Raw genomic sequence first — 24,531 nt, 5'->3', positions numbered from 1 at the left:
GCTGCCCGAAGCGCGCGCGATGTATCGGCAAGTGATGCGAGCGCGCGGATCGAAGGTACGCTTATCGTTCTGGCTCGGTCGTTTTGAACCAGCCGTGCAACCGGTGCCAGCATTCCACGTATAGATAGCCACCCGCCGCGTCGACGCGACGGCGCGCTGCCTGGCGACGCACTCGGCTAAAATGGGTGTTTGACCCATGCCGCTCACGTACGGGGCTGGCGTCAACATCATCGATCGTGCCTTCATGACCAACCACACACCCGCCACCAGCGCCGCCGTTCTGCGCGGCATTGGTGATTTCCCCAGCCTCGCCGCGGCCTTGCGCCGCGCGGCGCAGGGTGCGGCCGGGATGAATTTCTACAGCGGCCGTGGCCAGCTGACCGAAGCGCTCCCTTACGTGTCCCTGCTGGAACAGTCGGAGGCGCTGGCGCGCCGGCTGCTGGCCAGGGGCCTGGTGCGCGGTGATCGGGTGGCCCTGCTGGCCGAAACCGACGGCGATTTTGCCCGCGCCTTTTTCGCCTGCCAGCTCGCCGGCCTGGTGCCGGCGCCGCTGCCCTTGCCGGCGGCGCTCGGTGGCCGCGCGACCTATCTCGAACACATCCGCAAGATGACCGAGAGCATCGGCGCCGCCGCGGCGCTGGCACCGGCCGCGTTCGAGAGCTGGATCAAGGAGGCCTGCGACGGCCTGGCGCTGCGCTTCGTCGGCACCGTTGCGGGCCTGGGCGAAGTCGAGCCTTTCACCGGCGAGCTGGTCGCGCCGACGCCGGACGAGCTGGCCTACCTGCAGTTCTCGTCCGGCAGCACGCGCTTCCCGCATGCGATCGCGGTTACGCATCGCGCGGTGGTCGCCAATATCGATGCGATCGTGCGTTATGGCCTGCAGATCACCGCGAAGGATCGCTGCGCGTCGTGGCTGCCGTTCTATCACGACATGGGTCTGGTGGGCTTTCTGCTGACACCGGTGTGCTGCGCGATTTCGGTGGACTATCTGGCGACGCGCGAATTCGCGCGCCGGCCCTTGACCTGGCTGCAGCTGATCAGCAGCTACGGCGGCACCTTGAGCTTCTCGCCGAGCTTCGGCTTCGAGCTGTGCGCGCGCCGCGTCGAAAACGGCGGTGTGCCGGAAGGTCTGGACCTGTCGCGCTGGCGCGCGGCCGGTATCGGCGGCGACATGGTGCGGCCCGGCCCGCTGCACAAGTTCATGGACTCGTTCGCGGCCAGCGGCTTCAGCCGCGGTGCGATGACGCCGAGCTACGGCATGGCCGAAGCGGCGCTGGCACTGTCGTTCTCGCCGCTGGGCCGTGGCCTGCGCATGGACGTGCTCGACACCGACCGGCTCGAGCGCGAACACATCGCGGTGGCGCCGGCGGAAGGCTCGCATCGGCGCCGCGAATTCGTGCGCTGCGGCGCCATCCTGCCGGGCCACGAGGTCCAGGTGCGGGATGAAAACGGCAAGCCGATGGCGGAATTCGGCGTCGGCCTGATTCATGTGCGCGGACCGAGTCTGTTCAAGGAATATTTCGCGCAGCCCGAAGAAACCGCGCGCGCGATCGGCAGCGACGGCTGGCTCAACACCGGCGACATCGGCTATCTGGCCGACGGCGAAATCGTCATCACCGGCCGCGCCAAGGACCTGATCATCGTCAACGGCCGCAACATCCGGCCGCAGGATCTGGAGTGGACCGCCGAAGGTGAGGTGAGCAGCCTGCGCAGCGGCGACGTGGCCGCCTTCGCGGTCGACGACGAGGCTGGCGAATCGGTGGTGGTGCTGGTGGAATCGCGGCTCACCGAAACCACGGCGCGCGACGCGCTGTGCGAAGAAGTCTCCGGCGTGCTGCGCGCGCGCCACGGCATCGAGGTGCGCGTGGTGCCGGTGCCACCGCGCTCCTTGCCGCAGACCTCGTCGGGCAAGCTCAGCCGTGCCAAGGCGCGGGCGCTGTACCTGTCGGGTGGTTTCGCCAAGGCCGCTGCGGGTGGCTGAAGCGGGCCGGCTGGTCGCGGTCACCGGCGCCACCGGCTTCATCGGTCGCCGGCTGCTGCCACAACTGGCCGCCGCCGGCTGGCGGCTGAGGATCCTGGTCAGACGCGACCCGGCCGACGCGCTGTGGGGCGATCTGGATATCGAAGTGGAGCAGGGCGATCTGCGCGACCCGGCCGCCTCAAGGCGGCTGGTCGCCGGTGCCGACGCGGTGGTGCACCTGGCCGGGCTGATCAAGGCGCCGAGCCGCGATGATTTCATGCGCGCCAATCGCGACGGCACACGCCATTTGGCGAACGCGGTCGCGGCCAGTGCGCAGACCCACTTGCTGCTGGTGTCGAGCCTGGCGGCGCGCGAGCCGGGATTTTCCGACTACGCGGCGAGCAAGCGCGCGGCCGAGCAGGCGGCGATCGACGTGCTCGGCGAGCGCCTGAGCATCCTGCGTCCGCCGGCGGTCTACGGCCCGGGCGACCCCGAGACCCTGGCCTTCTTCAAAATGGCGAGCCTGCCCTGGGTGCCGCTGCTCGGCGCGGCGCCGGCGCGCAGCGCGGTCATCCATGTCGACGATCTGTGTGCGGCCCTGGTCGGCATGCTCGGCCGCCCGGCGACCGGCCGGATCGAGGCCGCCTGCGACGCGCGGCCGGCCGGCTACAGCTGGCGCGAACTGATGCAGGCCGCCGCGGCGGCGATGGGCGCCCGGCCGCGCGGCTACTGGCCGCTGCCCGGCGGGCTGCTGAAGGCCGCTGCGATCTGCGGCGACCTGGCCCGGCTGCTCGGCCGCGGCAATATGCTCAATTCGCAAAAGTTGCGCGAACTCAGGCACTTGGACTGGGCGGTGGGCGAGGCCGAGCGCTTGAATCTGCCGCAATGGGCCCCAGCTTGGGATCTGCAGGCCGGTTTCGCCGACGCGGTGAGGGCCTATCGCAGCGCCGGTTGGCTGCCCCGAGCCTGATACATGACGTACGGGCCGGGCGCGCCGCGCAGCGGAAGCACGACCGGGTTACAAGCCGATTAAACTAGTTTGCTAAGCTATGGCAGACTTTTTGACACATACCGAGGGCACCGCTCGCGCGCTTCCTCAGCCAGCGGGTCTGGCTCAGGCTTCCGTAAGGAAGACCGGCAGACCATTGAGACCGAATGACTTCTTCATCTGACATCCGCGCGCATGTTGGCGATGCGCTCAAGGCAGCCGTTTCCCGGCCTGTCGAAATCGAAGGCCGCACCCGCATCGTCCAGGACCTGGGCCTGGATTCGCTCGCGGTGATGAACCTGATGATGGCCTTAGAGGATCACTACGACGTGTCCATCCCGCTCGATCGCGTTGCGGAAATCGTCACCGTCGATGATCTGGTGAAAGCCGTCACCCAACTCACGCAGAACGAGCGGGCATGAGCATCCTTTCCAAGTTTGACCATCTGGCACAGACCTACGACCGGCTCGGCCCGGCGGACTCCAATCCGCTGAAGGTCACATTCGACCGCATCCTGTCGTCGACCGAGGGCGTCGTGAACGGCCGGACGACGATCCTGTTCGGCACCAACAATTATCTGGGCATGACCTTCGACGAGGGCTGCATCGAAGCCTCGGTCGAGGCGGTGCGCAGCTTCGGTACCGGCACCACCGGCTCGCGCGTCGCCAATGGCAGCTACAGCGGCCATCGCGATCTGGAACTGAGCCTGGCCGAGTTCTACGGCCGCAGGCACGGCATGGTGTTCAGCACCGGCTACCAGGCCAATTTGAGCATCCTGTCGACGCTCGCCGGCCACGGCGATCACCTGATCCTGGACTCCGACAGCCACGCCAGCATCTACGACGGCGCGCGCCTGGGCCACGCCGAAGTGATCCGCTTCCGTCACAACGATCCAGATGACCTGCACAAGCGTCTGCGCCGGCTCAAGGACCATCCGGGCAGCAAGCTGATCGTCGTCGAGGGCATCTATTCGATGCTCGGCGACTCGGCGCCGCTGGCCGAAATCGCCCAGGTCAAGCGCGAAGCCGGCGCCTACCTGCTGGTCGACGAAGCGCATTCGATGGGCGTGCTCGGCGAAACCGGCCGTGGCCTGAGCCAGAGCGCAGGCGTCGAAGCGGACGTGGATTTCATCGTCGGCACCTTCAGCAAGAGCCTCGGCAGCGTCGGCGGTTTCTGCGTCTCCGACATCGACGGCTTCGAAGTGCTGCGCGTCGCCTGCCGCCCGTACATGTTCACCGCCTCGCTGCCGCCGGCGGTGATCGCCTCGACCCAGGAAGCGCTGCGTCGCCTGATTTCCGACAGCGGCCTGCGCGTGCGCCTGCGCGACAACGCCGTGCGTCTGTACGACGGTCTGCGTGCGCTCGGCTTCCACGTCGGCCCGCAGGCCAGCCCGATCGTCTCGGTCACCGTCGACGACAACGAAACCGCGGTGCGTTTCTGGAACCTGCTGCTGCAGGGCGGCCTGTACGTGAACCTGGCGCTGCCGCCGGCGACGCCGACCAACAAGCCGCTGCTGCGCGCCAGTATCAGCGCGGCGCACACGCCGCGCCAGATCGACACCGCGCTGGCGCTGTTCGCCGACATCGGCCAGCGCCTCGGCGTGCTGCCGACGCAGACGGCGACGCCGAAGGTCGCGCTGGTCGCCTAGCCAGGAATCGATCGTCGTTGCCGGGGCTCTAGGGAACCTCTGATCCAGTCCTGCGCGCCCGCGTTGCCCCGGAGATGCCGCCAGGCAAGGCGCGAGTCCCGCGGTTTGGTGATTCCAAACAAGGGGCGAGCAACGCGGCATGGCGGCATTTCCGGGGCAACCCGAAGGGCCGGCGCCAAAACCGGCACGCTGCGGCGTTAGTCGCTCCTCATGTAGGTCCAATACACATCGTCGCGCCTTCCTTGCATCGCGCCGGTTTTGACGCCGGCGCGGGCGCGCAGGACTTGATCAGAGATTCCCTAGGCGCCCAGCACCGCGCGCGCGTGTTGCTCCCAGGACAGTTTGCTCAGCGCCCAGGCTTTGGCCGCCTTGCCCATACGCGCGCGCCGCGGCGCGTCGCCGATCAGCGTCGCCAGCGCCTCGGTCACCGCGTCGAGGTCGTGGCCGTCCACCAGCAGGCTGGTTTCGCCGCTGACGCCGAGTTCCGCCGGGCCGCCGTCGACGCCGACGATGCAGGCGCTGCCGAAGGCCATCGCATCGGCGATGGTGATGCCGAAGCCTTCCATCTCGTCGCCGTCTTCCAGCGAAATCTGCGGGTGCAGGAAGATGTCCGCGTCCGCATGCAGCTGCGCCAGCTCGTCGTCGCTGACGTAGCCGAGCATCTGGATCAGGCCGCCCAGGTTCAGCGCATCGATATCCGCCTGCATCGCCGCCATCTCCGGGCCGCGGCCGGCGATCAGGTAGCGGAACTTCAGGCCGCGCTGCGCGCAGCGGCCGGCGGCGGCAATGGCGACGCGCAGATTCTTGCGCGGCACCAGCCGGCACACCGACAGCACACGCGCCTCGGCGCCGGATTCATCGTGAGCCTGAGACGGCGCCGACGCCGCTGCCAGATCGGACAGGCCGTTCCACGCGGTGAAGCAGTTCGCTTCCAGCTGCGGCAGCCGCGCGAGCAGGTGGCGGCGCGTCCAGTGGCTGACCGCGATCACGCGCGTTGCCCGCGTCAGCACGGCGCGCATCAGCATGAAATTGAGGCCGCGCGGCCGGCCGATTTCGCGGCCGTGGACGCTGACCGACAGCGGCCGCAGCCGCAGCAACCACGGCACGAGGCCGGAGCGCCAGGTACAGGCGTGGACCACGTCCGGCCGCTGGCCGCTTCGCAGCGCGCGGAGCACCGCCAGCGCCAGCTTCAGGTAGACATGGGCTTTCGATCCGCCGCCGACATCGACGATGTCCAGACCCTGGTCATCGATGCGGCGTGGGCCGGCCGAGGTCTTGGTGAACACCAGCACGTTCCAGCCCAGGCGCGCGTAGGCCAGCGCCACTGCGCGGCTGTAGGTCTGCACGCCGCCTTCGTCGGGCGGAAACACGCGGCTGATCATCCATACATTTTTCATCAGCGCGGGCTCACTTGATCGCGCCGCGGCGGCGCAATTGCCACAGCACGCCGGGCGCGGCCAGCAGCGGATGCCGACGCTGCCAATCGCTGAGTTCGAGCCTGACGCCGGAGTGGCGCTCGACTTTCCAGGCGACGTAGTCGGCGCCGTTTTCGAAGGTGAAAGCGGCCTTGGTCAGGCGCATCAGGTTGAGCGGCTTGCCCATCGCGTGACGCAGCATCCAGGCGCGCGCGCTGCGGCGGCGGCGTGCTTCATCGAGCCGCGGCTCCAGCTGTTCACCGCGCACACGGAAATCGATGCCGGCCGCGCGCCAGGCCAGCGGTAGCAGCCGCGTATAACGCTCGCGTTCGTGTTCGATCAGGCTGCGCGCGCGGCCGCCGCCGCGTTCGACACGCAGTTCTGCCGCATAGGTTTTCTGGAACAGCGCCTGCCAGAACGCGCTCGCCTCACCGCTGAGCGGCCCGAGCAATGCGGCCCAGCGCGCGGCCGTGGTCAGCGCACTGGAAACCGCAGCGGCCGTAGCCGCGCGCGCGGCGTCGTCGCGCACCCAGGCCAGCCCCAGGGGCTGCGCGAAGCGCGCCCACAAGGTCGTGTCGATCGCGCCTTCGCGCATGCCGCGTTCGAACTGCCCGAGGCTCAGCACCGCGACTTTCGCACGCAGATCCAGCGCATCGATCTGCGTGGTTTCATACGACACGTTCGGCGGCAGCGCGCGATTGGCCAGCGCGGTGATGCGATGGCGATGCCATTGCGACAGTTCGTCGACCAGCACGTAGAAATCGAGCACGCCGTCGAGATCGCCGGTGCGCAGATTGCTGCCGTAGAACAGCACCGCGACAACGGTGTTGCCGCCGCGCTGCGCCAGCTGTTCGGCAAAGCTCGTGACCTCGGCCGGCAGTGCGCGCTGCAACTCGGCGTCGACTGCGTCGCGCAGCGGTGACGGCGCCATGCTCATGGCGAAACGAAGCGCAGCGCCGGGCCGGGGGCGAGGCGGAATTCGCCGTCGGCCGCGGCAAACGGCTCGCCATCGATGATGATCGGGCCCTGCGTTTTCAGCAGAATCTGGCTGGCGCCGCTGCTGTGATAGCTGCTCTCCAGCATCGCCGTCGTCGGCCGGCCGCGCATCAGCGGCCATAGCGAACGGCCGAGATTCTCCGGGTAGGCATCGACGTCCAGATAGCGCATCGGCCCGCTGCTGCCCCAGAACGGCCACAGGCCGAGCATCAGGCTTTGCAGGCTGCTGGCAAGGAACAGAAAGCGCTTGCCTTCGCGCGCTGCGTGGCCGTCGATGCTCAGGCTCATCCAGTCGCCTTCGGCCCAGTCGCCGATGCCGCGCACCGCGCGCCACATCGCCGCGGCGATGGTGATCGCCACCGACACGCCGCCGCCGGCGGTGACGTGGTCGTGGTTGTACTGGGTAGCGCGATTCAGCGCGGCTGCGCCCATGAAGAATCCGAGAATGGTCGGCTGGCCATGACGCTCGACCGCGATCGGATGACGCACGATGTCGCGGCGCCAGCGGCCGGTCGCGGCGGCGTCGCAGAGCCGCGATAGCGCGTCGCGCTGCGACTGGCAGGCGCCGACGTCGGAGGCGACCAGGTTGGCGTTGCCGGCCGCGAGAATCGCGATCGCCGGCAGCGGCACATCGCCATAGGCGCGCGGCAGTTGGGTCAGAACGTCGCGCAAAGTGCCGTCGCCACCGCTGACCATCAGCAGATCGACTTCGCGATGCGCGTATTCGGTCAGCGACGCGAACAGCTCGGCCTCGGTGGTCGGCGAAGCCGACAGCAGGCCCGAAGGCAGATGCACCGCGAGCCGCCGATTGAGCCGGCTGCGCGGGTTGTGAATCAGCGCCGTCTGATGCATGGACTCAGCGGCTCAGCCACGACTCGATCGAGCCGCGGCGCTTCGCCGCATAGGCCTGCACGATCTGCAGCGCGTGCACGAAGAAGCACAGCACGGTCCACACCGCGACAGCGAGCATGCCGAGGTCCGGGCGGCCGGCGATCACCGCGATCGTCAGCAGCAGCAGGTTCGGATTGCGCCGCGCGGTGATCAGCCGGAAGAAGCTGTCGAACGGCCGCCAGATGTGCATCTCGATGCCGAAGGCCTTCATGAACAGGCCTTCCTCCAGACGCTGCGCGACATAGCCGCCGACGACGATCGCCAGCACCAGCGCGCTGTACGGCAGCGGCAGCGCAACGGCGCCCAGGCCGGCGATCCAGGCCCACCACCAGAACGGCGGATGGATCAGGTCGATGCCGTGATCGAAGATGTCGCCGAACTTGGACGAGTTCATCGTCACGCGCGCCAGCTTGCCGTCGACGGTGTCGAGGAAGGTCATGATCCAGGCTTCGATCAAGCCCAGCGTGTATTGCCCGGTCCAGAACGAATGGAAGGCGCCGATCACCATCAGCAGGCTGACGAAGGTCACCTGGTTGGGCGTGATGCCGGCGATCGCGCACCACTTGGTCACATGGCGCGCCGGCAGCGGCCACAGGTACTTGGTGATCGCGTCGGTGACGCCCTTGTACGAGCCCGAGAACATGCGCTTTTCGATCGCGGGCAAGGTCTGCGCGCTCAGCGCGAGCAGGTACGGCGTCTCGCGCTTGCGCAGCTTGTTGTTGTAGTGGCTCGCGAGCGTCGCCGGCGTGCGGCGATCGAGGTCGGCCGGCGCCGGGCTGCCGCTTTCCAGCGCGCTGGCGATCGCGCTCGCCTGCGCTGCTTCGACCTTGGCTGCGACGGGTTTGCCGCTGAGTTCGTCGACCAGCAGGGTGCCGACGGCGGCCGTCATCAGCGCCGCGACCAGCGGCTCGTCGTAGACCCAGCCGGCATGCATCACCACCACCGCGCCGCTGCCAGTAGCGCTGGGCGACTGCTGCGCGGTCTGCAGGCGCAGGAGCTGCTTCTCGATGCGCTGGCGCGAGCTCAGGCCCCACAGCCGTACGGGCGCGTCACCGACGATCAGGGCGGTGGGCGGCGCATCCGGGTGCAGTCCGCGGGAAGACGGGGGCAGCTGTGTCATGATCGAAATCGATGCCGTAAAGCCCGACATTATCCGTGACCGCGATTACGCTTGCGCACTTTTCCGATCCGCACCTCGCCTACCAGCCGCAGCTGAGCCTGTTGCAGCGCTTCTCCAAGCGCCAGCTCAGCGCGCTGAGCTGGGCGCGCGGCCGGCGGAAATCCCAGCAGCACGACCTGCTGGAACGTCTGGTCGCGGACGTACGCGCGCACGCGCCCGACCATTGGGCGATCACCGGCGACATCGGTAATTTCTCGCTGCCTGGTGAGTTCCCGCTCGCGGCGAGCTGGCTGCGGAGCCTGGCGCCGGCCAGCCAGGTCAGCGTGGTGCCGGGTAATCACGATGCCCTGGTGGCGCTGGAGCACGCGCGCGGCTGGGGCCTGTGGCAGCCGTGGATGAGCAACGACGACGGCTCCGAAAGCTGGCCCTATGTGCGCGAGCGCGGCGACATTGCGCTGATCGGCGTCAGCTCCGCGCTGCCGACCCTGCCGCTGCTGGCCAGCGGCCGGGTCGGCGAGGCCCAGCTGGCCAGGCTCGAGCAGCAACTGCGCGATCTGGGCGCGCGCGGGCTGTGCCGGGTGCTGATGATCCATCACCCGGTCGCCGCCGGCGCCATTTCGTATCGCAAGGCGCTGCGTGACGCCGACGCGCTGCGCGCCGTGATTGGCCGCGCCGGTGTCGAACTGCTGTTGCACGGCCACGCCCGCGATGCGCGCCTCGACGCGCTGGCCGGCCCCGCCGGCGTGGTGCCGGTGCTGGGCCTGCCTTCGGCGTCCGCGGTGCCTAGCGCGCGTGACGCCGGTGCGCGCTGGCAGTGGCTGCGCATCAGTCGCCGCGACGACGGCGCCGGCTGGAACCTGGAGCAGCGCGTGCGCGTCTGGGGCGCCGCCGCGCAGGCCTTCGTCGGTGCCGGCCGCTATCGATTCCAGCTGCCAGTGCAGCGCGCCGGTTAAACTGAGGTGGGTGCCATGAATATCGTCATCTACGTCCTGTCTGCTTTGTCCATATTGCTCGCGATCGGCGGTTTCTCGGCATACGCAAAGACGAAGCACGTTGGCCTCTTGCTTTCGTCAATCGTGTCAATTGGCTTTTCAGTTCTCGCGATCGTTTTGGCGCAGTGGTGGCCGTTAGTCGTCGGATTTGCAGTTAATTGGGGACTTCGTCTGCTTGGGCTTGATCCGGGGGTAAAGAAAAGCGACGCCTAGTTGGCATTGAACCAGACGGTGTGGTTCGCGGTTTGACGTTTAGCTTTACGCTGGACCACAAAGTATCGAGGGTCATTGATGAGCGCTTGGGACAACTCTGAGTCGACTTGGCGGCAAGGCGGGCTGGTCGAGTATGGGCTCTATCAAATCGATACCGCGCTACATTCTCCAACTTGGCGCCGGCACGATGGGCCGGCTCAGACAAGATTCAGAAGCGTACATAGCAGCCTATTTGGCAAGCAAGGCGCGCGAAGCGCCTGTAAGGGGGCTGCTCCTTATCCTCAAGAAAAATACTCCGCAGATACTCAACTCTATGTTCCATATGCTGCCTCGTGGCTCCGCGGAGACCCTTTGGCTTACCTGGTAAGAGCAAGTGCTAAAGATCCAGAAGTTACGCTCGTTTCAGCAACGTCTATTAGTGAATTCTCTCCAATTTCAGACCGGCAAGCACTCAGCCAGCTTGCGGAGTTTTTTGCTGCCGGATCGCGTCAGCATGGAGTGCGCTGGCTAAAGTCAAATCGTATCGAGTTGCCGTGAAAATGTCTGATTCACGACCAAACTGCTGGCTGTCGCCGTTTCAGCAAACTGCAGCTTAAGCTAGCGCTTCCTCGTCTTCGACTTCTCCTCCCATGCCCAACGCCACGGCACTCAAGTTTGGTTACCCCGACACCTTGATCGCCGAGCACGGGCCCTGGCTGGTGTTGCTGCGGCCGAAACAGCCGACCCTGGGCGCGCTGACCATCGTCAATCGTGGCGACGAGCGCGCCTTCGGTGAGCTCGACGTCGGCGCCTTCGTCACCCTGCAGCCGGTGATTGCCGCGGCCGAGCGCATGCTGCGCGCGTTCGCGCACTACGAGCGCATCAATCACGTGATGCTGATGATGGTCGACCCGGACGTGCACTTTCACGTGCTGCCGCGTTACGCCGAGCCGCGCGACTTCGAGGACCACGTGTTCGCCGACGCCGGCTGGCCCGGGCCACCGGAGCTGGACTCGTTCGTCGTGCTCGGCGAATCGCTGCGCGACGCGATGCTCGCGCGGCTGCGCGCGCTGTGGCAGATCTAGCGCGATCCGCGCCGGCATGGGAAGAGTCGAGCGCTATCTGCTGCGGCTGCTGTGGCCGCCGCTGACCCTGTCCTTGGGCGTGGTGCTGCTGGCGCTGGTGCTGGAGCGGCTGCTGAGGCTGTTCGACCTGGTTGCCACCGGCGGTTCGGCGCTGGAATACGTGCTGCTGATGGTGATCAACCTGATCCCGTATTACCTCGGCCTGGCGCTGCCGGCGGCGTTCTTCGCCAGCATCTTCATGGTCGTCGCGCGCCTGGGCGAAGACAACGAACTCGACGCCATGCTCGCCGCCGGCCGCTCGATCGCCGAGCTGACCAAACCCTTCCTGCTGCTGGCGCTGGTGCTGACCGTGTTCGGCCTTTATCTCTACGGTTTTCTGCAGCCGGGCAGCCGCTACCGCTATCGCGAAGTCATGTACGAGGCGCTGCATTCCGGCTGGAATGCGCGTGTGCAGGAGAACGTGTTCGCCGACGCCGGCCGCGGTTTCGTGCTGACCTCGGACAAGGTCGACGGCAGCGGACGCGTGCTGACCGACGTGTTCATCCGCCGCAAGGCCAACGGCATCGACGAAGTCACCACTTCGGACACCGGCCACCTGATTCCGACCGCCGATGGCAAGCAGCTGGTGCTGCAGCTCGGCGCCGGCCGCATCGTCCGCGAATCCGATGACGGGCAGATCGAGGACATCCATTTCACCAGCGGCTACGCCAGCGAGGATTTCTCGGTAGTCACGCCGCCGTTTCGCGCGCGCGGCGACAGCGAGCGCGAGCTGACCTCGACCGAGTTGTGGGCGGCTATGCACGCGGTCGCGCCGCCGCAGCCCTACTCCGAACTCGCCGGCGAATTTCACGGCCGGCTGGTGCGCAGTTTCAGTCTGCCGCTGCTGCCGCTGCTCGCGTTCCCGCTGGGCATGGCCGCCAAGCGCGGCCGCCGCGCGCCCGGCGTGGTCATCGCCTGCCTGATGCTGCTGTTCCTGCATCACGGCGTGCAGCTCGGCGAAAGCCTCGCGGAAACCGGGCGGTTTCCGGTGATTCCGGCGGTGTGGACACCGTTCGTGCTGTTCAGCGTGATCAGCATCTGGCTGTTCCGCGGCAGCCTCAACAGTCCCGGCGAAAACCCGGTGACGCGCGCGGTCGCCGCAGTCGAGAACCTGATCGGCGGCATCAATCTGCGCAAGAAGAAAAAACCGGCAGCGAACAACGGAGCCGCATCGTGATCGGCGGGCCGCTCGCGAGCTATCTGCGCAAGCTGCTGCTGACGCAGACGCTCGGCGTGCTGCTGGCGCTGACCGCGCTGCTGCAGCTGCTGGAAATGCTCGACGTCACCACCGACATCCTCAAGCGCCATCTCGGCTTTGCCGGCGTGCTGCACTACGCCGGCCTGCGCACCGCTTCCGAACTGGTACTGGCGATGCCGTTGGCCATGCTGATCGGCAGCCTGTTCACGTTCTATACGCTGGCGCGCAATCACGAGCTGATCGCGATCCGCGCCGCCGGCATACGGCTACGCTCGATGCTGCTGGCGATGCTGCCGGTGGCGCTGCTGCTGGCGGCGGCGCAGTTCGTTGTCGCCGATCGCATCGTGCCGGTGGCCGAGGCGCATCTGTCGGACTGGTGGCAGGCGACCGAGCCGCCGGACGACAAGAACCATAACAACGACGGAGACGCGGACACGCAGCTGTCGTGGTTCCGCACCGACGACGGCCTGGTGTCGGTGCAGCAGGCGAGCAAGGACGGCCGGCATCTGCAAGGCGTGACGATCTACCGTCGCGATGCCGACGGCGGTTTCATCGGCCGCCTGCGCGCCAGCCGGCTCGACTGGGTCGACGAGCACTGGACCTTGACCCAGATGAGTTCGATGAACCTCGCCGACGGCGGCGTGCAGCGCGACCAGCAGCCCACCGCGCTGTGGCGCTCCAATCTGCGGCCCGAAGATCTGAAGCGCCTCGACACGCCGAGCCTGCCGATGTCGAGCGCGACCTTGAGCGACGTGCTGACCGGCGCGCGCGTCGGCGATCGGCCGCTGAGCTACTACCGCACCGCGCTGTATCACAGCTACGCCGCGCCTTTCGTGCTGATGCTGATGCTGCTGCTGGCGCTGCCATCGACGCAGGCGGTGCAGCGCGGCGGCGAAGGCGGCGGCTCGTTGCTGATCGCGCTCGGCGCAGGCCTCGGCCTGGTGTTGAGCTCGGGACTGATGGCCTCGCTGGGGCAGGGTGGCCGCGTGCCGCCGCTGGCCGCCGCGACTTTGCCGCTGCTGGTTTTCGCGGCGCTGGGGCTGATGTGGCTGCGGCATTACGATCGCGGCTGAAAACATGAACCCCTCTCCCACCGGTAGAGGGGCAGGGGTGAGGGACTTGCAGGCTCGGCTAAGCTCGCCCGCGCCGGTGAGGCCCTCACCCGGCGCTGCGCGCCACCCTCTCCCGGAGGGAGAGGGCATAGCGACGATTTCACAAGGAACTCAATGAGCAACAACAGCAGCATGCTGCAAATCGAAGCGGTACAGACGCCGGCGCAGATGAAGCGTTTCATCCGCGTGCCGGCGAAAGTGCAGGCGAATGATCCGATGTTCGTCCCGCAGCTGGAGCTCGAGCGCGCCGAGGCGTTTTCGCCCAAGCACAATCCGTACTTCGCGCATGCCCGGACGCAGTTCTGGATCGCGACGCGCAATGGCCGCGATATCGGCCGGATCAGCGCGCAGATCGACGATCTCGCGCCTTCGTATCGCGACGAGCAGGCCGGGCATTTCGGCCTGATCGTCGGCGAAGACGACGCGGTGGTATTTGCCTCGCTGTTCGCCACCGCCGAAGCCTGGCTGCGCGAGCGCGGCTGCAAAAAAATCATCGGCCCGTTCAATCTGTCGGTCAACGAGGAAACCGGCCTGCTGGTCGACGGCTTCGACGTGCCGCCGATGCTGCTGATGGGCCACGATCCGCGCTATGCCGGTGGCCGTATCGAGGCCCAGGGCTATCGCAAGGTGCGCGACCTGTACGCGTACATCTACGACATCACCCAGCCGCCGCCGAAGCTGCTGATGCGCATGATCAACCGTCAACAGGGACGCTACACGGTGCGGCCGCTGGACATGAAAAACTACAAGCGCGACATCAACACCATCACCGATATCTACAACGACGCCTGGGCCGGCAACTGGGGCTTCGTGCCGTATACGCCGGCGGAAGTCGATCATCTGGCCAAGGCGCTGAAACCGCTGCTCGATCCTCAGCTGGTGCCGATCGCCGAATGGGACGGCAAGCCGGTCGGCTTCGGCGTGACCTTGCCCAACCTCAACGAGGCGATCCACGATCTGAACGGCAAGCTGCTGCCCTTGGGCTGGGCCAAGCTGCTGTGGCGGCTGAAAGTCTCGGGCGTGAAAGGCGGCCGCGTGCCGCTGATGGGCGTACGCCGCAGCAGCGCGCAAAGCCTGGGCGCGAGCGTGATTCCGTTTCTGCTGGTGGAGACGATGCGCAAGCGCGCGCTGGAGCGCGGCTTCAGGCAGATCGAGCTGTCGTGGATTCTGGAGGACAACAAGCCGATGCGCGGCATGATCGAAACCGTCGGCGCCAAGATCTACAAAACCTACCGCGTCTACGAGAAGGCGCTTTGAGCCTGACCGCCCTGGTGCTGGCCGGCTCGCGCGGGCCGGGCGATCCGCTGGCGGTCTACGCCGGCGTCAGCCACAAGGCGCTGATCGACGTCGCCGGCACGCCGATGATCGAGCGTGTGGTCGCCGCGCTGGCCGCGGTCGAGGAAGTCTCGCGCATCGTCGTGATGATCGAGATTCCCGAGCAGTTGCGTGAGTCAGCGTCGCTGAGGGCGGCGGCGGGCAAGTGCGAGCTGCAGATCATCGCCGCCGCCGACAGCCCGAGCAGCAGCGTCGCCGCCGGGCTGCAGCAACTCGGCACGCCGCTGCTGGTCACCACGGCCGATCACGCGCTGCTGCGGAGCGAATGGCTGCGCTATTTCCTCGATCATTGCCCGCGCGATGTCGACGCCTGCGCCGCGCTGGCGCGCAGCGAAGCGGTGCTGAAAGCTTTGCCGGCGACGCGTCGCACCTGGCTGCGCTTTCGCGGGGCGCGTTACTCGGGCTGCAATCTGTTTTTCTTCGCCACGCCGGCCGCGATCGGCATCGCGCGCACCTGGCGCGCATTCGAAGCGGAGCGCAAGCAGCCGCTGAAAATGGTCACGCGTCTGGGTTGGAGCGTGGCGCTGCGCTATCTGGTCGGGCAACTGTCGCTGAAGGCGGCGCTGCAGCGCCTGGGCAGGCTGTCGGGTGCGCGCCTCGCGGTCGTCGAAATGCCGTTCGGCCTCGCCGCGGTGGACGTCGACAAGCCTTCGGATCTGGATCTGGTTCGCGGGCTGCTGGCTTAGCTGTCATTCCCGCGCAGGCGGGAATCCAGGGACATCACGCGCAGTGCTTTCCGCTACTGGATTCCCGCCTGCGCGGGAATGACGACTAGCGGCTTCGCCGCCGCTCCGCGCTGCCGAACACGTGATCCCACAGCGGCGAGCTGACGCCGAAGCCGCGGCTCGGGTCGGCGTAGTGGTGGCGCATGTGGTGGCGCTTGAGCCGATACAGCCAGCTGTCGTTGCGGAACTGCGCGTGATGCAGCGCGTAGTGCGACAGGTCGTAGATCAGATAGCCGATGGCGAAGCCGGCCATCAGCGCCTCGGCCCACAGCGGCTGCAGAATCCAGACGAACAGCGCGTAGAACAGCATCGCCAGCGGCACGCTGACCGAGGGCGGCATCACCAGGCGCATCGCGTCGCTGGGATAGTCGTGATGCACGCCATGCATCAGGAAATGCAGGCGTTTGCCCCAGTCGCTGCGCGGGTGGTAATGGAACACGAAGCGGTGCAGCAGGTATTCGGTCAGGCTCCAGACGAGGAGGCCGGCGGCGATCCATCCGGCCAGTTCCAGTACGCCGAGCCCGCCTTGCGTGGTCAGCACGGTCAGCGCCACGATCAGTGGCACGTAGACCAGCAGCGGCACCCACCAGTAGACCTTGGACAGTGCCTCCAGCCACGGCCATCGGAACAGCTGGATCGATTCCGTCGTGTTCGACACGTAATGGCGCGGCGGGGCCTGGTTGCTGCTCATGGCCTTTAGCCCGAAGCGGCCGGCTTGATCTCGCCCTGCGGCAGCCAGCGCGCGGCCCATGACGCCGTCATCGCGCGTGCGCGGGCGACGTCGGGATGAAAGTCGACTTCGCCCCACTGCAGGCCTTCGATCGACGCCACCTGGATGTTGACGCCGTTCTGCGCCAGGCCGTTGATCGCCGACAGGTACCACAGCTTGACGCCCTCGGGCGTATGCATCACGCGGTCGATCTGCTCGACGAAGCGCATCGCGCCTTCGCGCGAGAAGCGCAGAAAGCCGATGGATTCGCCGTCGATGTCGTCGGTCAGCGTCTTGCCGATCGCGGTCAGCTGCGCGCCCTGGGTGCGAACCTTCATGTCGTCGGAATCGTAGTGCGGCTTGCGGTCCACGGTGACCGTGATCGGTGCCGGCGGCGCCTCCAGCAGGCGGCGCGCGATGGCCGGCTCGATCAGCGTGTCGCCGTTCAGGATCAGGAACGGCCCCTGCATTTCGTGGCGCACCAGCCAGCAGGTGGCGAGGTTGTCGGCCAGCTTGTAGAACGGGTTGTAGATCGTGCGCACTTTCAGGCCCAGCGGCGCGCGCTCGGCGAGCATCGCCTCGACCTGATCGGCGCCGAAGCCGGTGACGACCACCACCTCGGTGACACCGGCGCAGTTCAGCGCCTCCAGCTGCCATTCGAGCAGGCTGCGGCCGGCGAATTCCACCAGGCATTTGGGTTTGCTGGTGGTCAGCGGCAGCAAGCGGCTGCCCTGGCCGGCACTAAGAACGATGGCCTTCATGGATGGTGCGTTACCTCAAAAGTATTGCGCATTGTATTACGGTTGGATGAAAGCCTCCTGAGCATAATCCGGCCTGGGTGTTTACCGGGGGCAGGGATGAACCACAGGTTAAGGCGGCTCAGGCGCCAGCTGAGGTATCCGGGTCTGCTTTGGGGGCTGATTCTGGCGGCGGCAAGTGCGCCGCTGCGGGCCGAGGTGTTCCGCTGCGAGCAGGATGGCAAGCTCACTTTTACCGATACCCCTTGCGACGCGCAGGCCCAGCCGATTGAGGTGGCCGAGCCGCTGAGCATCGAGGCGACCGGCGGCAGCGATCTGGCAAAGGACTACGATGAGCGCCTTGCGCGCGAGCGCCGCGAGCGCATCCGCGCCGACAGCCAGTGGCTGGCCGGGCACGAGCGCGACAGGCTCGACGAGCAGCGCATCCGCGCCGCGCTGGCCGAGGGCCGGGTCGTCGCCGGCATGAGTCAGAGCCAGGTGCGCCAGGTCTGGGGCGAGCCCAGCGACGTGCAGCTTCAGATCGACCAGAATGCATCGCGCGAGCGTTGGGTCTATCGTGCCGGCCGTGGCGGGCCTGCAGGCACGCGCACGGTCACATTCACGGACGGCAAGGTCGCCGGCGGCAGCGCCAGCAGCGCCGCTCACAACAGCAAGGCCCGCAAAGGCGCGGGCGACGGGAAGAATCGGGCTCGATGAGCAACAGCGTTTCCAACAAGACTTTTACGGATGCCGTCGTCAGCTACGACGACGTGCTCGCGGCCGCCGACGTGCTGCGTGGCCAGGTGATCAACACGCCGTGCCGGCATTCGCGGGTGCTGTCGCGCATCACCGGTGCCGACGTCTGGCTCAAGTTCGAGAACTTCCAGTTCACGGCCTCGTTCAAGGAGCGCGGCGCGCTGAACAAGATCGCCAGCCTGACGCCGGCCGAAGCCGCCGCCGGTGTCGCGGCGATGTCGGCCGGCAATCACGCGCAGGGCGTGGCCTACCACGCTACCCGGCTGGGCATCAAAAGCGTGATCGTGATGCCGAAGAACACGCCGTTCACCAAGGTCAAGAACACGCGCGAACTCGGCGGCGAAGTGATCCTGCACGGCGAGACGCTGGCCGAGTCGCAGGCGTTTCTCGAAAGCGAGCTGATCGGCAAGCGCGGCATGACCCTGGTGCATCCCTACGACGACGCCAGGATCATCGCCGGCCAGGGCACCATCGCGCTGGAAATGCTGGCCGCGGTGCCCGAGCTGGATACGCTGGTGATCCCGATCGGTGGCGGCGGCCTGATTTCGGGCATGGCGATCGCCGCGCATGGCATCAAGCCGGATCTGCGCGTGGTCGGTGTCGAATCCGCCGGCTATCCCTCGGCCTACGCCGCACTGCAGGGCGACCTGAATCTGGTCAAGGGCGGTCAGACGATCGCCGAGGGCATCGCCGTCCGCAACATCGGCAAGCTGACCATCGAGATCATCCGCGAGCACGTCGCCGAGCTGATGCGCGTCGACGAGGCGCCGATCGAGCGCGCCGTCGGCCTGCTGGCGACGATCGAGAAAGTCATCGCCGAAGGCGCCGGCGCCACCGGCCTGGCCGCGCTGCTGAGCGATCCGGCGCGCTTCGCGGGCCGCAAGGTCGGCCTGGTGATCTGCGGCGGCAACATCGACTCGCGCCTGCTGGCCTCGGTGCTGCTGCGCCAGCTGGTGCACGAGTCGCGGCTGGTCAGCCTGACCATCGACATCGAGGACCGGCCGGGTTTCCTGGCGCGCGTCGCCGGCAGCGTCGGCGAGAGCGGCGGCAACATCGTCCAGGTTCACCACGAGCGCCTGCACGCCAGCACCCACGCCAAGAACGCCAGCCTGGAGCTGCTGATCGAGGTCCAGGATGAGGGCCACGCCGACCAGATCATCGCCGAGCTGCAGAAGGCCGGGTTCGTCGTGCGGCGCGGCGTCGGCGGCATGGAGTTCGACTAGAAACAAATCCCTCTCCCCTTGTGGGAGAGGGGATGGTCTCTACTGGACCTATCGCGGTCTGGCCTTGAAAATACCGGCCTAGCCCCGACTGCTGCGCTGTCGCGGACGCCTTCTCGAGATTCTTAGCTATGCCGATTTACGAATACTTCTGCACCGCCTGCGAAACCCTGTCCGAAATCAACCACCGCATGTCCGACCCGGCGGCGACCATCTGCCCGGTCTGCGGCAAGCCGGCGTTGACCAAGCAGATTTCGGCCGCCGCCTTCCGCCTCAAGGGCGGCGGCTGGTACGAAACCGACTTCAAGTCCGACGGCAAGAAGAACCTGGCCGGTGATGCCGGCGCGGTCGCGCCGGTCGCCGGTGTCGCCAGCGGGGGTGACAGCAAGCCGGCTGCGGATGCCAAGCCGGCGGCCAAAACCGAGGCCGCTCCGGCCGCCAAGACCGACTCGGCCCCGGCCAAACCGAGCACGCCGGCGCCGAGCAGCTCCAGCAGCTGAAAGCGGCCTTCGTTACGTCTGCACCTGTAGGAGCGGACCCTGTCCGCGACTGGGCCGTCGAAGCCGCAGTCGCGGACAGGGTCCGCTCCTACAGGCTGACGACATCCACCGTTACAGTCGCATTTCGACCGCGAGCGGCCAGCTGCGTACAATGCCCGCCTCGCGGCGCCCCCGTCTGAAACCAATACTGACTAAATGATGCGTTCCCATTACTGCGGTCAGGTCACCGAAGCCCTGACTGGCGAAACCGTTACGGTCTGCGGCTGGGTTCATCGCCGCCGCGACCACGGCGGCGTGATCTTCATCGATCTGCGCGATCGCGAAGGCATCCTGCAGTGTGTGTTCGACCCGGATACGGCCGAGGCTTTTGCCAGCGCGGACCGCCTGCGCTCCGAGTTCGTGGTCAAGATCACCGGCCGCGTGCGGCCGCGCCCGAGCGGCACCGAGAACGCCAACCTGGCCAGCGGCAAGGTCGAGCTGCTGGGCAAGGACATCGAGCTGCTGAACCGCTCGGAGACGCCGCCGTTCCAGATCGACGACGACAGTGTTGGCGAAGACACGCGCCTGACTTATCGCTACATCGACCTGCGCCGCCCGGCGATGCAGAAGAACCTGCGCCTGCGCCACGACGTGATCCGCCGCATCCGCAACTTCATGGACGCCCAGGGCTTCATCGACGTCGAGACGCCGATCCTGACCCGCGCCACGCCGGAGGGCGCGCGCGATTACCTGGTGCCGTCGCGCACCCACCCGGGTAGCTTCTTTGCGCTGCCGCAGTCGCCGCAGCTGTTCAAGCAGTTGCTGATGGTCTCGGGCCTGGACCGCTACTACCAGATCGCGCGCTGCTTCCGCGACGAGGACCTGCGCGCCGACCGCCAGCCCGAATTCACCCAGCTCGACGTCGAAACCAGCTTCATGAGCATGTTCGAGATCATGGCCCTGATCGAGGGCATGTTCGTCGACCTGTTCCGCGAGATCATGGATGTGGATCTCGGCAAGCTGCCGCACATGAGCTACGCCGACGCGATGGGCCGTTTCGGCAGCGACAAGCCCGACCTGCGCAACCCGCTCGAGCTGATCGAGATCAAGGACCTGGTCGCGGACTCCGACTTCAAGGTGTTCGCCAACCCGGCGAAAGACCCGGGCTGCCGCGTCGCGGTGCTGTGCGTGCCCGGCGGCGGCGAGAAGCTCAGCCGCGGCCAGATCGACGGCTACACGCAGTTCGTCGCGCAGTACGGCGCACGCGGCCTGGCCTGGATCAAGGTCAACGACAAGGCCAAGGGCCGCGATGGCCTGCAGTCGCCGATCGTCAAGAATCTTTCGGACGCGGCGTTGGCCGGCATCCTGGAGCGCACCGGCGCGGTCGACGGCGACATCCTGTTCTTCGGTGCCGACAAGTTCAAAGTCGTCTGCGACGCGCTCGGCGCGCTGCGCCTGAAGGTCGGCAACGATCTCGGCATCACCAAGGCCGGCTGGGCCGCGCTGTGGGTGGTGGACTGGCCGATGTTCGAGGCCGACGACGGCCGCTGGGTGTCGCTGCATCATCCGTTCACGGCGCCCAAGCAGTTCGACGCCGACGAGATCCGCGCCAACCCGGGCACGATCCTGAGCCAGGGCTACGACATCGTGCTCAATGGCATCGAGATCGGCGGCGGCAGCGTGCGTATCCACCGCGCCGACATCCAGCAGGCGGTGTTCGGCCTGCTCGGCATCAGCGAGGAAGAGCAGCAGGAGAAGTTCGGCTTCCTGCTCGAAGCGCTGAGCTTCGGCGCGCCGCCGCATGGCGGCATCGCGCTCGGCCTGGATCGCCTGGTGATGCTGATGACCGGCGCCAGTTCGATCCGCGAAGTGATCGCGTTCCCGAAGACCCAGACCGCGCACGATCCGATGACCAAGGCACCTGGCGGGGTCGATGCACGCCAGATGCGTGAACTGTCGATCCGTTCGACTGTCCAGCCCAAGGGCACCACGCCCGTCTAAGCAATCGCCCCGCGGACAACGCCGCGGGCGCCAAATAGGGAAGAGAAAGCCACAATGTCGATGATGAACCGTCGCGCGCTGACGCTGATTGCCGGCCTGGGCAGCCTGTTGCTGGGGGCCTGCTCCGGCGTCGGCGACGGCAATTCGCTGAAGTCGCTGGCGATCGCCTCGTCGACCGACACCACGGTGACCTACGACAGCCTGAAGCTGGGCAGCGTCTCCGGCGTGACCTCGTACCAGTGCATTTCCAGCAACCTGACGCTGTACGGCGTGTTCTCCAAGAACAACAGCGTCGGCAGCTTCACCGATCGCGCGACCTGGACTTCGGCCGACCCGAGCATCGTCAAGGTCAGCAACGGCGACATCGCGGTGCCGGGCGTCGACGGCTCGTTCTATGTGCGCGGCACCTTGATCCCGGTCGGCCCCGGCAGCACCACGGTCACCGCGAACTACCTGGACCTGAGCACCAGCACCACGGTGAATGTCGCCGCCCCGACCGAGATCACGATGGAGCCGCACGACCCGCGGCTGGCGGTCAACACCGTGCAGGCCTTTCGCATCACCGCCAAGCTCGACGGCATCCTGCAGGACATCACCGCGGCGACGATCCCGACGGTTGCGTTCTCGCCGGTGGACGACACCGTGGCCAAGGCCGAATTGAGCGGCAGTGTGCCCTTCGTCACTGCGCTTGCCGTGGCCGGCCCGCTGACGCTCAACGTGACGCTGCCGATCTGCAATACGGTGCTGTCGACGACGGTGCGTGTGGCGGCGATTCCGGCGGGTGGCCTGGTGCTGCAGCATGAGGAAGGCTTCGGTGGCGAACTGGTCGTCGCAAGCAATGAGGCGCTGAAGACCTTGGTCGATTTCGGCGACGGCCCGGAGCAGGACGTCACCACGCAATCGAGCTACGCGGTGGACACCACCGATACCTCGGCGACGACGCGCATCTCGTCGACCGCCAACTTCGTCACCGCGCTGCTCGCCGGTAGCGAGGCCACGGTCGCGGCCAAGTGCTGCCAGCGCGATCTCAACGCCGACGGCGATTTCCTCGACGCCGGCGAAGCCTCGACCGCTACCAGCAACGCCATCGGCATCACGCCGGTGGCCGGCACCTTGACCGCTTTCGCGGTGTCGCCGGACAACGGCAGCGGCGAGCAGTACACCAATCAGCAGTTCACCGTGACCGGTACCTTCGACGGTGGCGCGCGCACCCAGCCGATCACGCGCTTCGTCACCTGGAGCGTCACCGATCCGTCCACCGCCACGGCGACCACCGCGGCGACGACCTCGCCGCTGTTCGCGATCGCCAGCGGCAGCCTCAGCCTGAACGCGGGCCTGGGCGTGTCGACCTTGCCGCCGACCGGCGCCAAGCTCACCGAGCCCAAGCCGCTGACGGTGACCTCGACGCTGAGCAGCTCGCTGCAGCCGAGCACCGCGCTGGCACCGGTGGTGACGACGTTCACCTTGACGCCGCTGGCTGCGCCGGCGCCGTAAGGCCCCGCAAGCTGTCATTCCCGCCTGCGCGGGAATGACAGCCGCCTTTTTCAGCCGCGCCGCGTGAGCTTCACCTCGCCCCGCGCCAGCTGCAGATCCACCGTCTCACCTTCGCCGATCTGCGCCGGGTCGAGCAGAATCTGCCCTCGCGCGTCGCGTGCGATCGCATAACCGCGCGCCAGCACCGCCTGCGGATTGAAGCTCGCCAGCAGCGCCTCGATCTGGTCGAGCCGGTCGCCGTGATTGCGCAGGCGGAACTGCAAGGCCTGCTGCAGTCGCGTTTGCAGCCGCGAGCGATCCGACTCCAGCGAGGCGAGACGATTCAGCGGCCTTTGCGCCAGTAGCCGGTTGCGCGATGCGGTGAGGCGTTCGCGCAAAGCACGCAGCCGTTGCTGATGCACGCGCGCCAGGCGCAGTTCCAGTTCATCCAGGCGTTGCGCCCTGTCCTGCAGGCGCCGGCCCGGATGCAGCGCCAGCAGCCTTTGCGTCGCGCGCGCCAGACGCTCGGCGCGCTGTGCCTGCGACTGCTGCTGCAGGCGCGACAAAGCCTGCGCCAGCTGCGCGGTGCGACGCAGCCAGTCGGCGACGTCGGGGCTGCTGAGTTCGGCGGCGGCCGTCGGTGTCGGCGCGCGCAGGTCGGCGACGAAGTCCGCGATCGTGAAATCCACCTCGTGGCCGACGCCGCTGACCACCGGCACCGCGCAGGCGCGGATCGCGCGCGCCACCGCTTCCTCGTTGAACGCCCACAGATCTTCCAGCGAGCCACCGCCGCGCACCAGCAGGACCACGTCGACCTCCGGCGCCAGCTGCGGCACGCGCTTCAGCGCGCGCACGATCGCCGGCGCCGCCTCGGCGCCCTGTACCGGCACCGGGTGCAGATACACCGTGGCCAGCGGGAAGCGCCGCGCCAGTGCGGTCAGCACGTCCTGCACCGCGGCGCCGGTGCCCGAGGTGATCAGGCCGATGCCGCGCGGGACTTTCGGGATGGGGCGCTTGATCGCGGCGTCGAACAGGCCTTCGGCCTGTAGCCGCGCTTTCAGCTTTTCGTAGGCCAGCAGCAGCGCGCCCTGGCCGGCGGGCTCCATGGCCTCGCAGATCAGCTGCAGGTCGCCGCGCGCGACATAGACCGATGGCTGCGCGCGCACGCGCACCTGGTCGCCGTCCTTGGGCACGGGCCGCACCAGATAACTGGATTTGCGGAACATCACGCAGCGCAGCTGGGCGCCGCTGTCCTTGAGCGTGAAGTACCAGTGGCCGGAGGCGGGGCGGGCGAGATTGCTGATTTCGCCCTCGACCCACAGCGACGGCAGCGAGTCTTCGACCAGGCCGCGCAGCATCTCGCTCAGTTCGGATACCGCGTAGACCGTCTGCGTCATTTTGTCCTGGGGCTGCGCCGGAGCCTGTCCGGAGTCTGTATAATATCGCTTTGCCGGAGCCGT

Annotated in this window: 24 protein-coding genes; 17 read left to right on the top strand and 7 right to left on the bottom strand. The window is 67.3% G+C overall.

All coding sequences use genetic code 11. From position 1 onward, the window contains the following. The first annotated feature begins 196 nt into the window (after nt 1-196). The 4 genes from ACQZF9_RS14000 (at nt 197) to spt (ending at nt 4,596) form a co-directional block, all read left to right on the top strand. Nucleotides 197-1,981 carry a fatty acyl-AMP ligase gene (locus tag ACQZF9_RS14000; RefSeq protein WP_428309576.1) on the top strand — a complete coding sequence of 595 codons (1,785 nt, stop codon included), beginning with the start codon at nt 197-199 and terminating at the stop codon, nt 1,979-1,981. Then, nucleotides 1,974-2,930, top strand: a complete 957-nt coding sequence (locus ACQZF9_RS13995; RefSeq protein WP_428309575.1) for an NAD-dependent epimerase/dehydratase family protein — start codon at nt 1,974-1,976, stop codon at nt 2,928-2,930. Before ACQZF9_RS14000 ends, ACQZF9_RS13995 begins: the two co-directional genes overlap by 8 nt. Before the next feature lie 185 nt (nt 2,931-3,115). Beyond that, entirely contained in the window at nt 3,116-3,370 is a 255-nt protein-coding gene (locus ACQZF9_RS13990) for an acyl carrier protein (RefSeq protein WP_428309574.1), read from the top strand. Continuing rightward, nucleotides 3,367-4,596 carry a serine palmitoyltransferase gene (gene spt, locus ACQZF9_RS13985; RefSeq protein ID WP_428309573.1) on the top strand — a complete coding sequence of 410 codons (1,230 nt, stop codon included), beginning with the start codon at nt 3,367-3,369 and terminating at the stop codon, nt 4,594-4,596. Before ACQZF9_RS13990 ends, spt begins: the two co-directional genes overlap by 4 nt. A gap of 299 nt (nt 4,597-4,895) precedes the next feature. Here the strand turns inward: spt and ACQZF9_RS13980 are convergent, their stop codons facing one another. Genes ACQZF9_RS13980 through ACQZF9_RS13965 form a run of 4 tightly spaced genes read right to left on the bottom strand, consistent with a single transcriptional unit; the run spans nt 4,896 to nt 9,018 of the window. After that, entirely contained in the window at nt 4,896-5,993 is a 1,098-nt protein-coding gene (locus ACQZF9_RS13980; RefSeq protein WP_428309572.1) for a glycosyltransferase family 4 protein, read from the bottom strand. A 10-nt stretch (nt 5,994-6,003) separates the two neighbouring features. Beyond that, nucleotides 6,004-6,948, bottom strand: coding sequence for a hypothetical protein (locus ACQZF9_RS13975; protein WP_428309571.1), 945 nt, complete (start codon nt 6,946-6,948; stop codon nt 6,004-6,006). Then, nucleotides 6,945-7,859, bottom strand: coding sequence for a diacylglycerol/lipid kinase family protein (locus ACQZF9_RS13970; protein WP_428309570.1), 915 nt, complete (start codon nt 7,857-7,859; stop codon nt 6,945-6,947). The genes ACQZF9_RS13975 and ACQZF9_RS13970 overlap by 4 nt, the downstream gene beginning before the upstream one ends. 4 nt (nt 7,860-7,863) lie before the next feature. Next, complete coding sequence (locus ACQZF9_RS13965; protein WP_428309569.1) at nt 7,864-9,018, bottom strand: CDP-alcohol phosphatidyltransferase family protein; 1,155 nt, start codon at nt 9,016-9,018, stop codon at nt 7,864-7,866. Nucleotides 9,019-9,053: 35 nt separating this feature from the next. Between ACQZF9_RS13965 and ACQZF9_RS13960 the strand changes: the two genes are divergently transcribed. From ACQZF9_RS13960 to ACQZF9_RS13925, 8 genes are all read left to right on the top strand, one after another. Then, entirely contained in the window at nt 9,054-9,971 is a 918-nt protein-coding gene (locus tag ACQZF9_RS13960; protein ID WP_428309568.1) for a metallophosphoesterase family protein, read from the top strand. Nucleotides 9,972-9,986: 15 nt separating this feature from the next. Beyond that, complete coding sequence (locus tag ACQZF9_RS13955; RefSeq protein WP_428309567.1) at nt 9,987-10,223, top strand: hypothetical protein; 237 nt, start codon at nt 9,987-9,989, stop codon at nt 10,221-10,223. Nucleotides 10,224-10,574: 351 nt separating this feature from the next. Beyond that, on the top strand, nt 10,575-10,760 hold the full coding sequence (locus tag ACQZF9_RS13950; RefSeq protein ID WP_428309566.1) for a hypothetical protein: 186 nt from the start codon (nt 10,575-10,577) through the stop codon (nt 10,758-10,760). 92 nt (nt 10,761-10,852) lie between these two features. Beyond that, entirely contained in the window at nt 10,853-11,287 is a 435-nt protein-coding gene (locus ACQZF9_RS13945) for an HIT family protein (RefSeq protein ID WP_428309565.1), read from the top strand. Nucleotides 11,288-11,303: 16 nt separating this feature from the next. Next, on the top strand, nt 11,304-12,503 hold the full coding sequence (locus ACQZF9_RS13940) for an LptF/LptG family permease (RefSeq protein WP_428309564.1): 1,200 nt from the start codon (nt 11,304-11,306) through the stop codon (nt 12,501-12,503). Next, nucleotides 12,500-13,597: an LptF/LptG family permease gene (locus ACQZF9_RS13935; protein WP_428309563.1), complete on the top strand. Its 1,098-nt coding sequence runs from the start codon at nt 12,500-12,502 to the stop codon at nt 13,595-13,597. The genes ACQZF9_RS13940 and ACQZF9_RS13935 overlap by 4 nt, the downstream gene beginning before the upstream one ends. 153 nt (nt 13,598-13,750) lie before the next feature. Beyond that, nucleotides 13,751-14,893, top strand: a complete 1,143-nt coding sequence (locus tag ACQZF9_RS13930; RefSeq protein WP_428309562.1) for an N-acetyltransferase family protein — start codon at nt 13,751-13,753, stop codon at nt 14,891-14,893. Then, a complete protein-coding gene (locus tag ACQZF9_RS13925) occupies nt 14,890-15,657 on the top strand; it encodes a nucleotidyltransferase family protein (RefSeq protein ID WP_428309561.1) in 768 nt (255 codons plus the stop codon). The genes ACQZF9_RS13930 and ACQZF9_RS13925 overlap by 4 nt, the downstream gene beginning before the upstream one ends. An 85-nt stretch (nt 15,658-15,742) precedes the next feature. On the opposite strand, the gene ACQZF9_RS13920 is transcribed toward ACQZF9_RS13925, so the two are convergent. Together ACQZF9_RS13920 and ACQZF9_RS13915 are read right to left on the bottom strand one after the other, a co-directional pair. Further along, nucleotides 15,743-16,387: a sterol desaturase family protein gene (locus tag ACQZF9_RS13920; protein ID WP_428309560.1), complete on the bottom strand. Its 645-nt coding sequence runs from the start codon at nt 16,385-16,387 to the stop codon at nt 15,743-15,745. A gap of 5 nt (nt 16,388-16,392) precedes the next feature. Then, complete coding sequence (locus ACQZF9_RS13915; protein WP_428309559.1) at nt 16,393-17,166, bottom strand: sugar phosphate nucleotidyltransferase; 774 nt, start codon at nt 17,164-17,166, stop codon at nt 16,393-16,395. 96 nt (nt 17,167-17,262) lie between these two features. Between ACQZF9_RS13915 and ACQZF9_RS13910 the strand changes: the two genes are divergently transcribed. The 5 genes from ACQZF9_RS13910 (at nt 17,263) to ACQZF9_RS13890 (ending at nt 23,092) form a co-directional block, all read left to right on the top strand. Beyond that, on the top strand, nt 17,263-17,859 hold the full coding sequence (locus tag ACQZF9_RS13910; protein WP_428309558.1) for a DUF4124 domain-containing protein: 597 nt from the start codon (nt 17,263-17,265) through the stop codon (nt 17,857-17,859). Continuing rightward, nucleotides 17,856-19,121, top strand: coding sequence for a threonine ammonia-lyase (locus tag ACQZF9_RS13905; RefSeq protein WP_428309557.1), 1,266 nt, complete (start codon nt 17,856-17,858; stop codon nt 19,119-19,121). The genes ACQZF9_RS13910 and ACQZF9_RS13905 overlap by 4 nt, the downstream gene beginning before the upstream one ends. Nucleotides 19,122-19,249: 128 nt before the next feature. Then, entirely contained in the window at nt 19,250-19,618 is a 369-nt protein-coding gene (locus ACQZF9_RS13900; RefSeq protein ID WP_428309556.1) for an FmdB family zinc ribbon protein, read from the top strand. Between the two features lie 195 nt (nt 19,619-19,813). Next, nucleotides 19,814-21,598: an aspartate--tRNA ligase gene (gene aspS, locus ACQZF9_RS13895; protein ID WP_428309555.1), complete on the top strand. Its 1,785-nt coding sequence runs from the start codon at nt 19,814-19,816 to the stop codon at nt 21,596-21,598. 54 nt (nt 21,599-21,652) lie between these two features. Next, entirely contained in the window at nt 21,653-23,092 is a 1,440-nt protein-coding gene (locus ACQZF9_RS13890) for a hypothetical protein (protein WP_428309554.1), read from the top strand. Nucleotides 23,093-23,142: 50 nt separating this feature from the next. Here ACQZF9_RS13890 and xseA read toward each other — a convergent pair whose 3' ends face one another. Next, nucleotides 23,143-24,468, bottom strand: coding sequence for an exodeoxyribonuclease VII large subunit (xseA, locus tag ACQZF9_RS13885; RefSeq protein ID WP_428309553.1), 1,326 nt, complete (start codon nt 24,466-24,468; stop codon nt 23,143-23,145). Nucleotides 24,469-24,531: the final 63 nt, after the last annotated feature.

The organism is Hydrocarboniphaga sp. (assembly GCF_965279055.1).
Lineage (GTDB): Bacteria > Pseudomonadota > Gammaproteobacteria > Nevskiales > Nevskiaceae > Hydrocarboniphaga.
This window is presented reverse-complemented; position numbering and strand designations above follow the sequence as displayed.

Excerpts from the sequence above, each read along its gene's own strand:
- ACQZF9_RS13910 (WP_428309558.1), top strand. The coding sequence starts at position 17,263 with ATGAACCACAGGTTAAGGCGGCTCAGGCGCCAGCTGAGGTATCCGGGT.
- ACQZF9_RS13905 (WP_428309557.1), top strand. The coding sequence starts at position 17,856 with ATGAGCAACAGCGTTTCCAACAAGACTTTTACGGATGCCGTCGTCAGC.
- ACQZF9_RS13980 (WP_428309572.1), bottom strand. The coding sequence starts at position 5,993 with ATGAAAAATGTATGGATGATCAGCCGCGTGTTTCCGCCCGACGAAGGC.
- ACQZF9_RS13975 (WP_428309571.1), bottom strand. The coding sequence starts at position 6,948 with ATGAGCATGGCGCCGTCACCGCTGCGCGACGCAGTCGACGCCGAGTTG.
- ACQZF9_RS13915 (WP_428309559.1), bottom strand. The coding sequence starts at position 17,166 with ATGAAGGCCATCGTTCTTAGTGCCGGCCAGGGCAGCCGCTTGCTGCCG.
- ACQZF9_RS13940 (WP_428309564.1), top strand. The coding sequence starts at position 11,304 with ATGGGAAGAGTCGAGCGCTATCTGCTGCGGCTGCTGTGGCCGCCGCTG.
- ACQZF9_RS13965 (WP_428309569.1), bottom strand. The coding sequence starts at position 9,018 with ATGACACAGCTGCCCCCGTCTTCCCGCGGACTGCACCCGGATGCGCCG.
- ACQZF9_RS13890 (WP_428309554.1), top strand. The coding sequence starts at position 21,653 with ATGTCGATGATGAACCGTCGCGCGCTGACGCTGATTGCCGGCCTGGGC.
- ACQZF9_RS13900 (WP_428309556.1), top strand. The coding sequence starts at position 19,250 with ATGCCGATTTACGAATACTTCTGCACCGCCTGCGAAACCCTGTCCGAA.
- ACQZF9_RS13970 (WP_428309570.1), bottom strand. The coding sequence starts at position 7,859 with ATGCATCAGACGGCGCTGATTCACAACCCGCGCAGCCGGCTCAATCGG.
- ACQZF9_RS13955 (WP_428309567.1), top strand. The coding sequence starts at position 9,987 with ATGAATATCGTCATCTACGTCCTGTCTGCTTTGTCCATATTGCTCGCG.
- ACQZF9_RS13930 (WP_428309562.1), top strand. The coding sequence starts at position 13,751 with ATGAGCAACAACAGCAGCATGCTGCAAATCGAAGCGGTACAGACGCCG.
- ACQZF9_RS14000 (WP_428309576.1), top strand. The coding sequence starts at position 197 with ATGCCGCTCACGTACGGGGCTGGCGTCAACATCATCGATCGTGCCTTC.
- xseA (WP_428309553.1), bottom strand. The coding sequence starts at position 24,468 with ATGACGCAGACGGTCTACGCGGTATCCGAACTGAGCGAGATGCTGCGC.
- aspS (WP_428309555.1), top strand. The coding sequence starts at position 19,814 with ATGATGCGTTCCCATTACTGCGGTCAGGTCACCGAAGCCCTGACTGGC.
- spt (WP_428309573.1), top strand. The coding sequence starts at position 3,367 with ATGAGCATCCTTTCCAAGTTTGACCATCTGGCACAGACCTACGACCGG.
- ACQZF9_RS13945 (WP_428309565.1), top strand. The coding sequence starts at position 10,853 with ATGCCCAACGCCACGGCACTCAAGTTTGGTTACCCCGACACCTTGATC.
- ACQZF9_RS13990 (WP_428309574.1), top strand. The coding sequence starts at position 3,116 with ATGACTTCTTCATCTGACATCCGCGCGCATGTTGGCGATGCGCTCAAG.
- ACQZF9_RS13920 (WP_428309560.1), bottom strand. The coding sequence starts at position 16,387 with ATGAGCAGCAACCAGGCCCCGCCGCGCCATTACGTGTCGAACACGACG.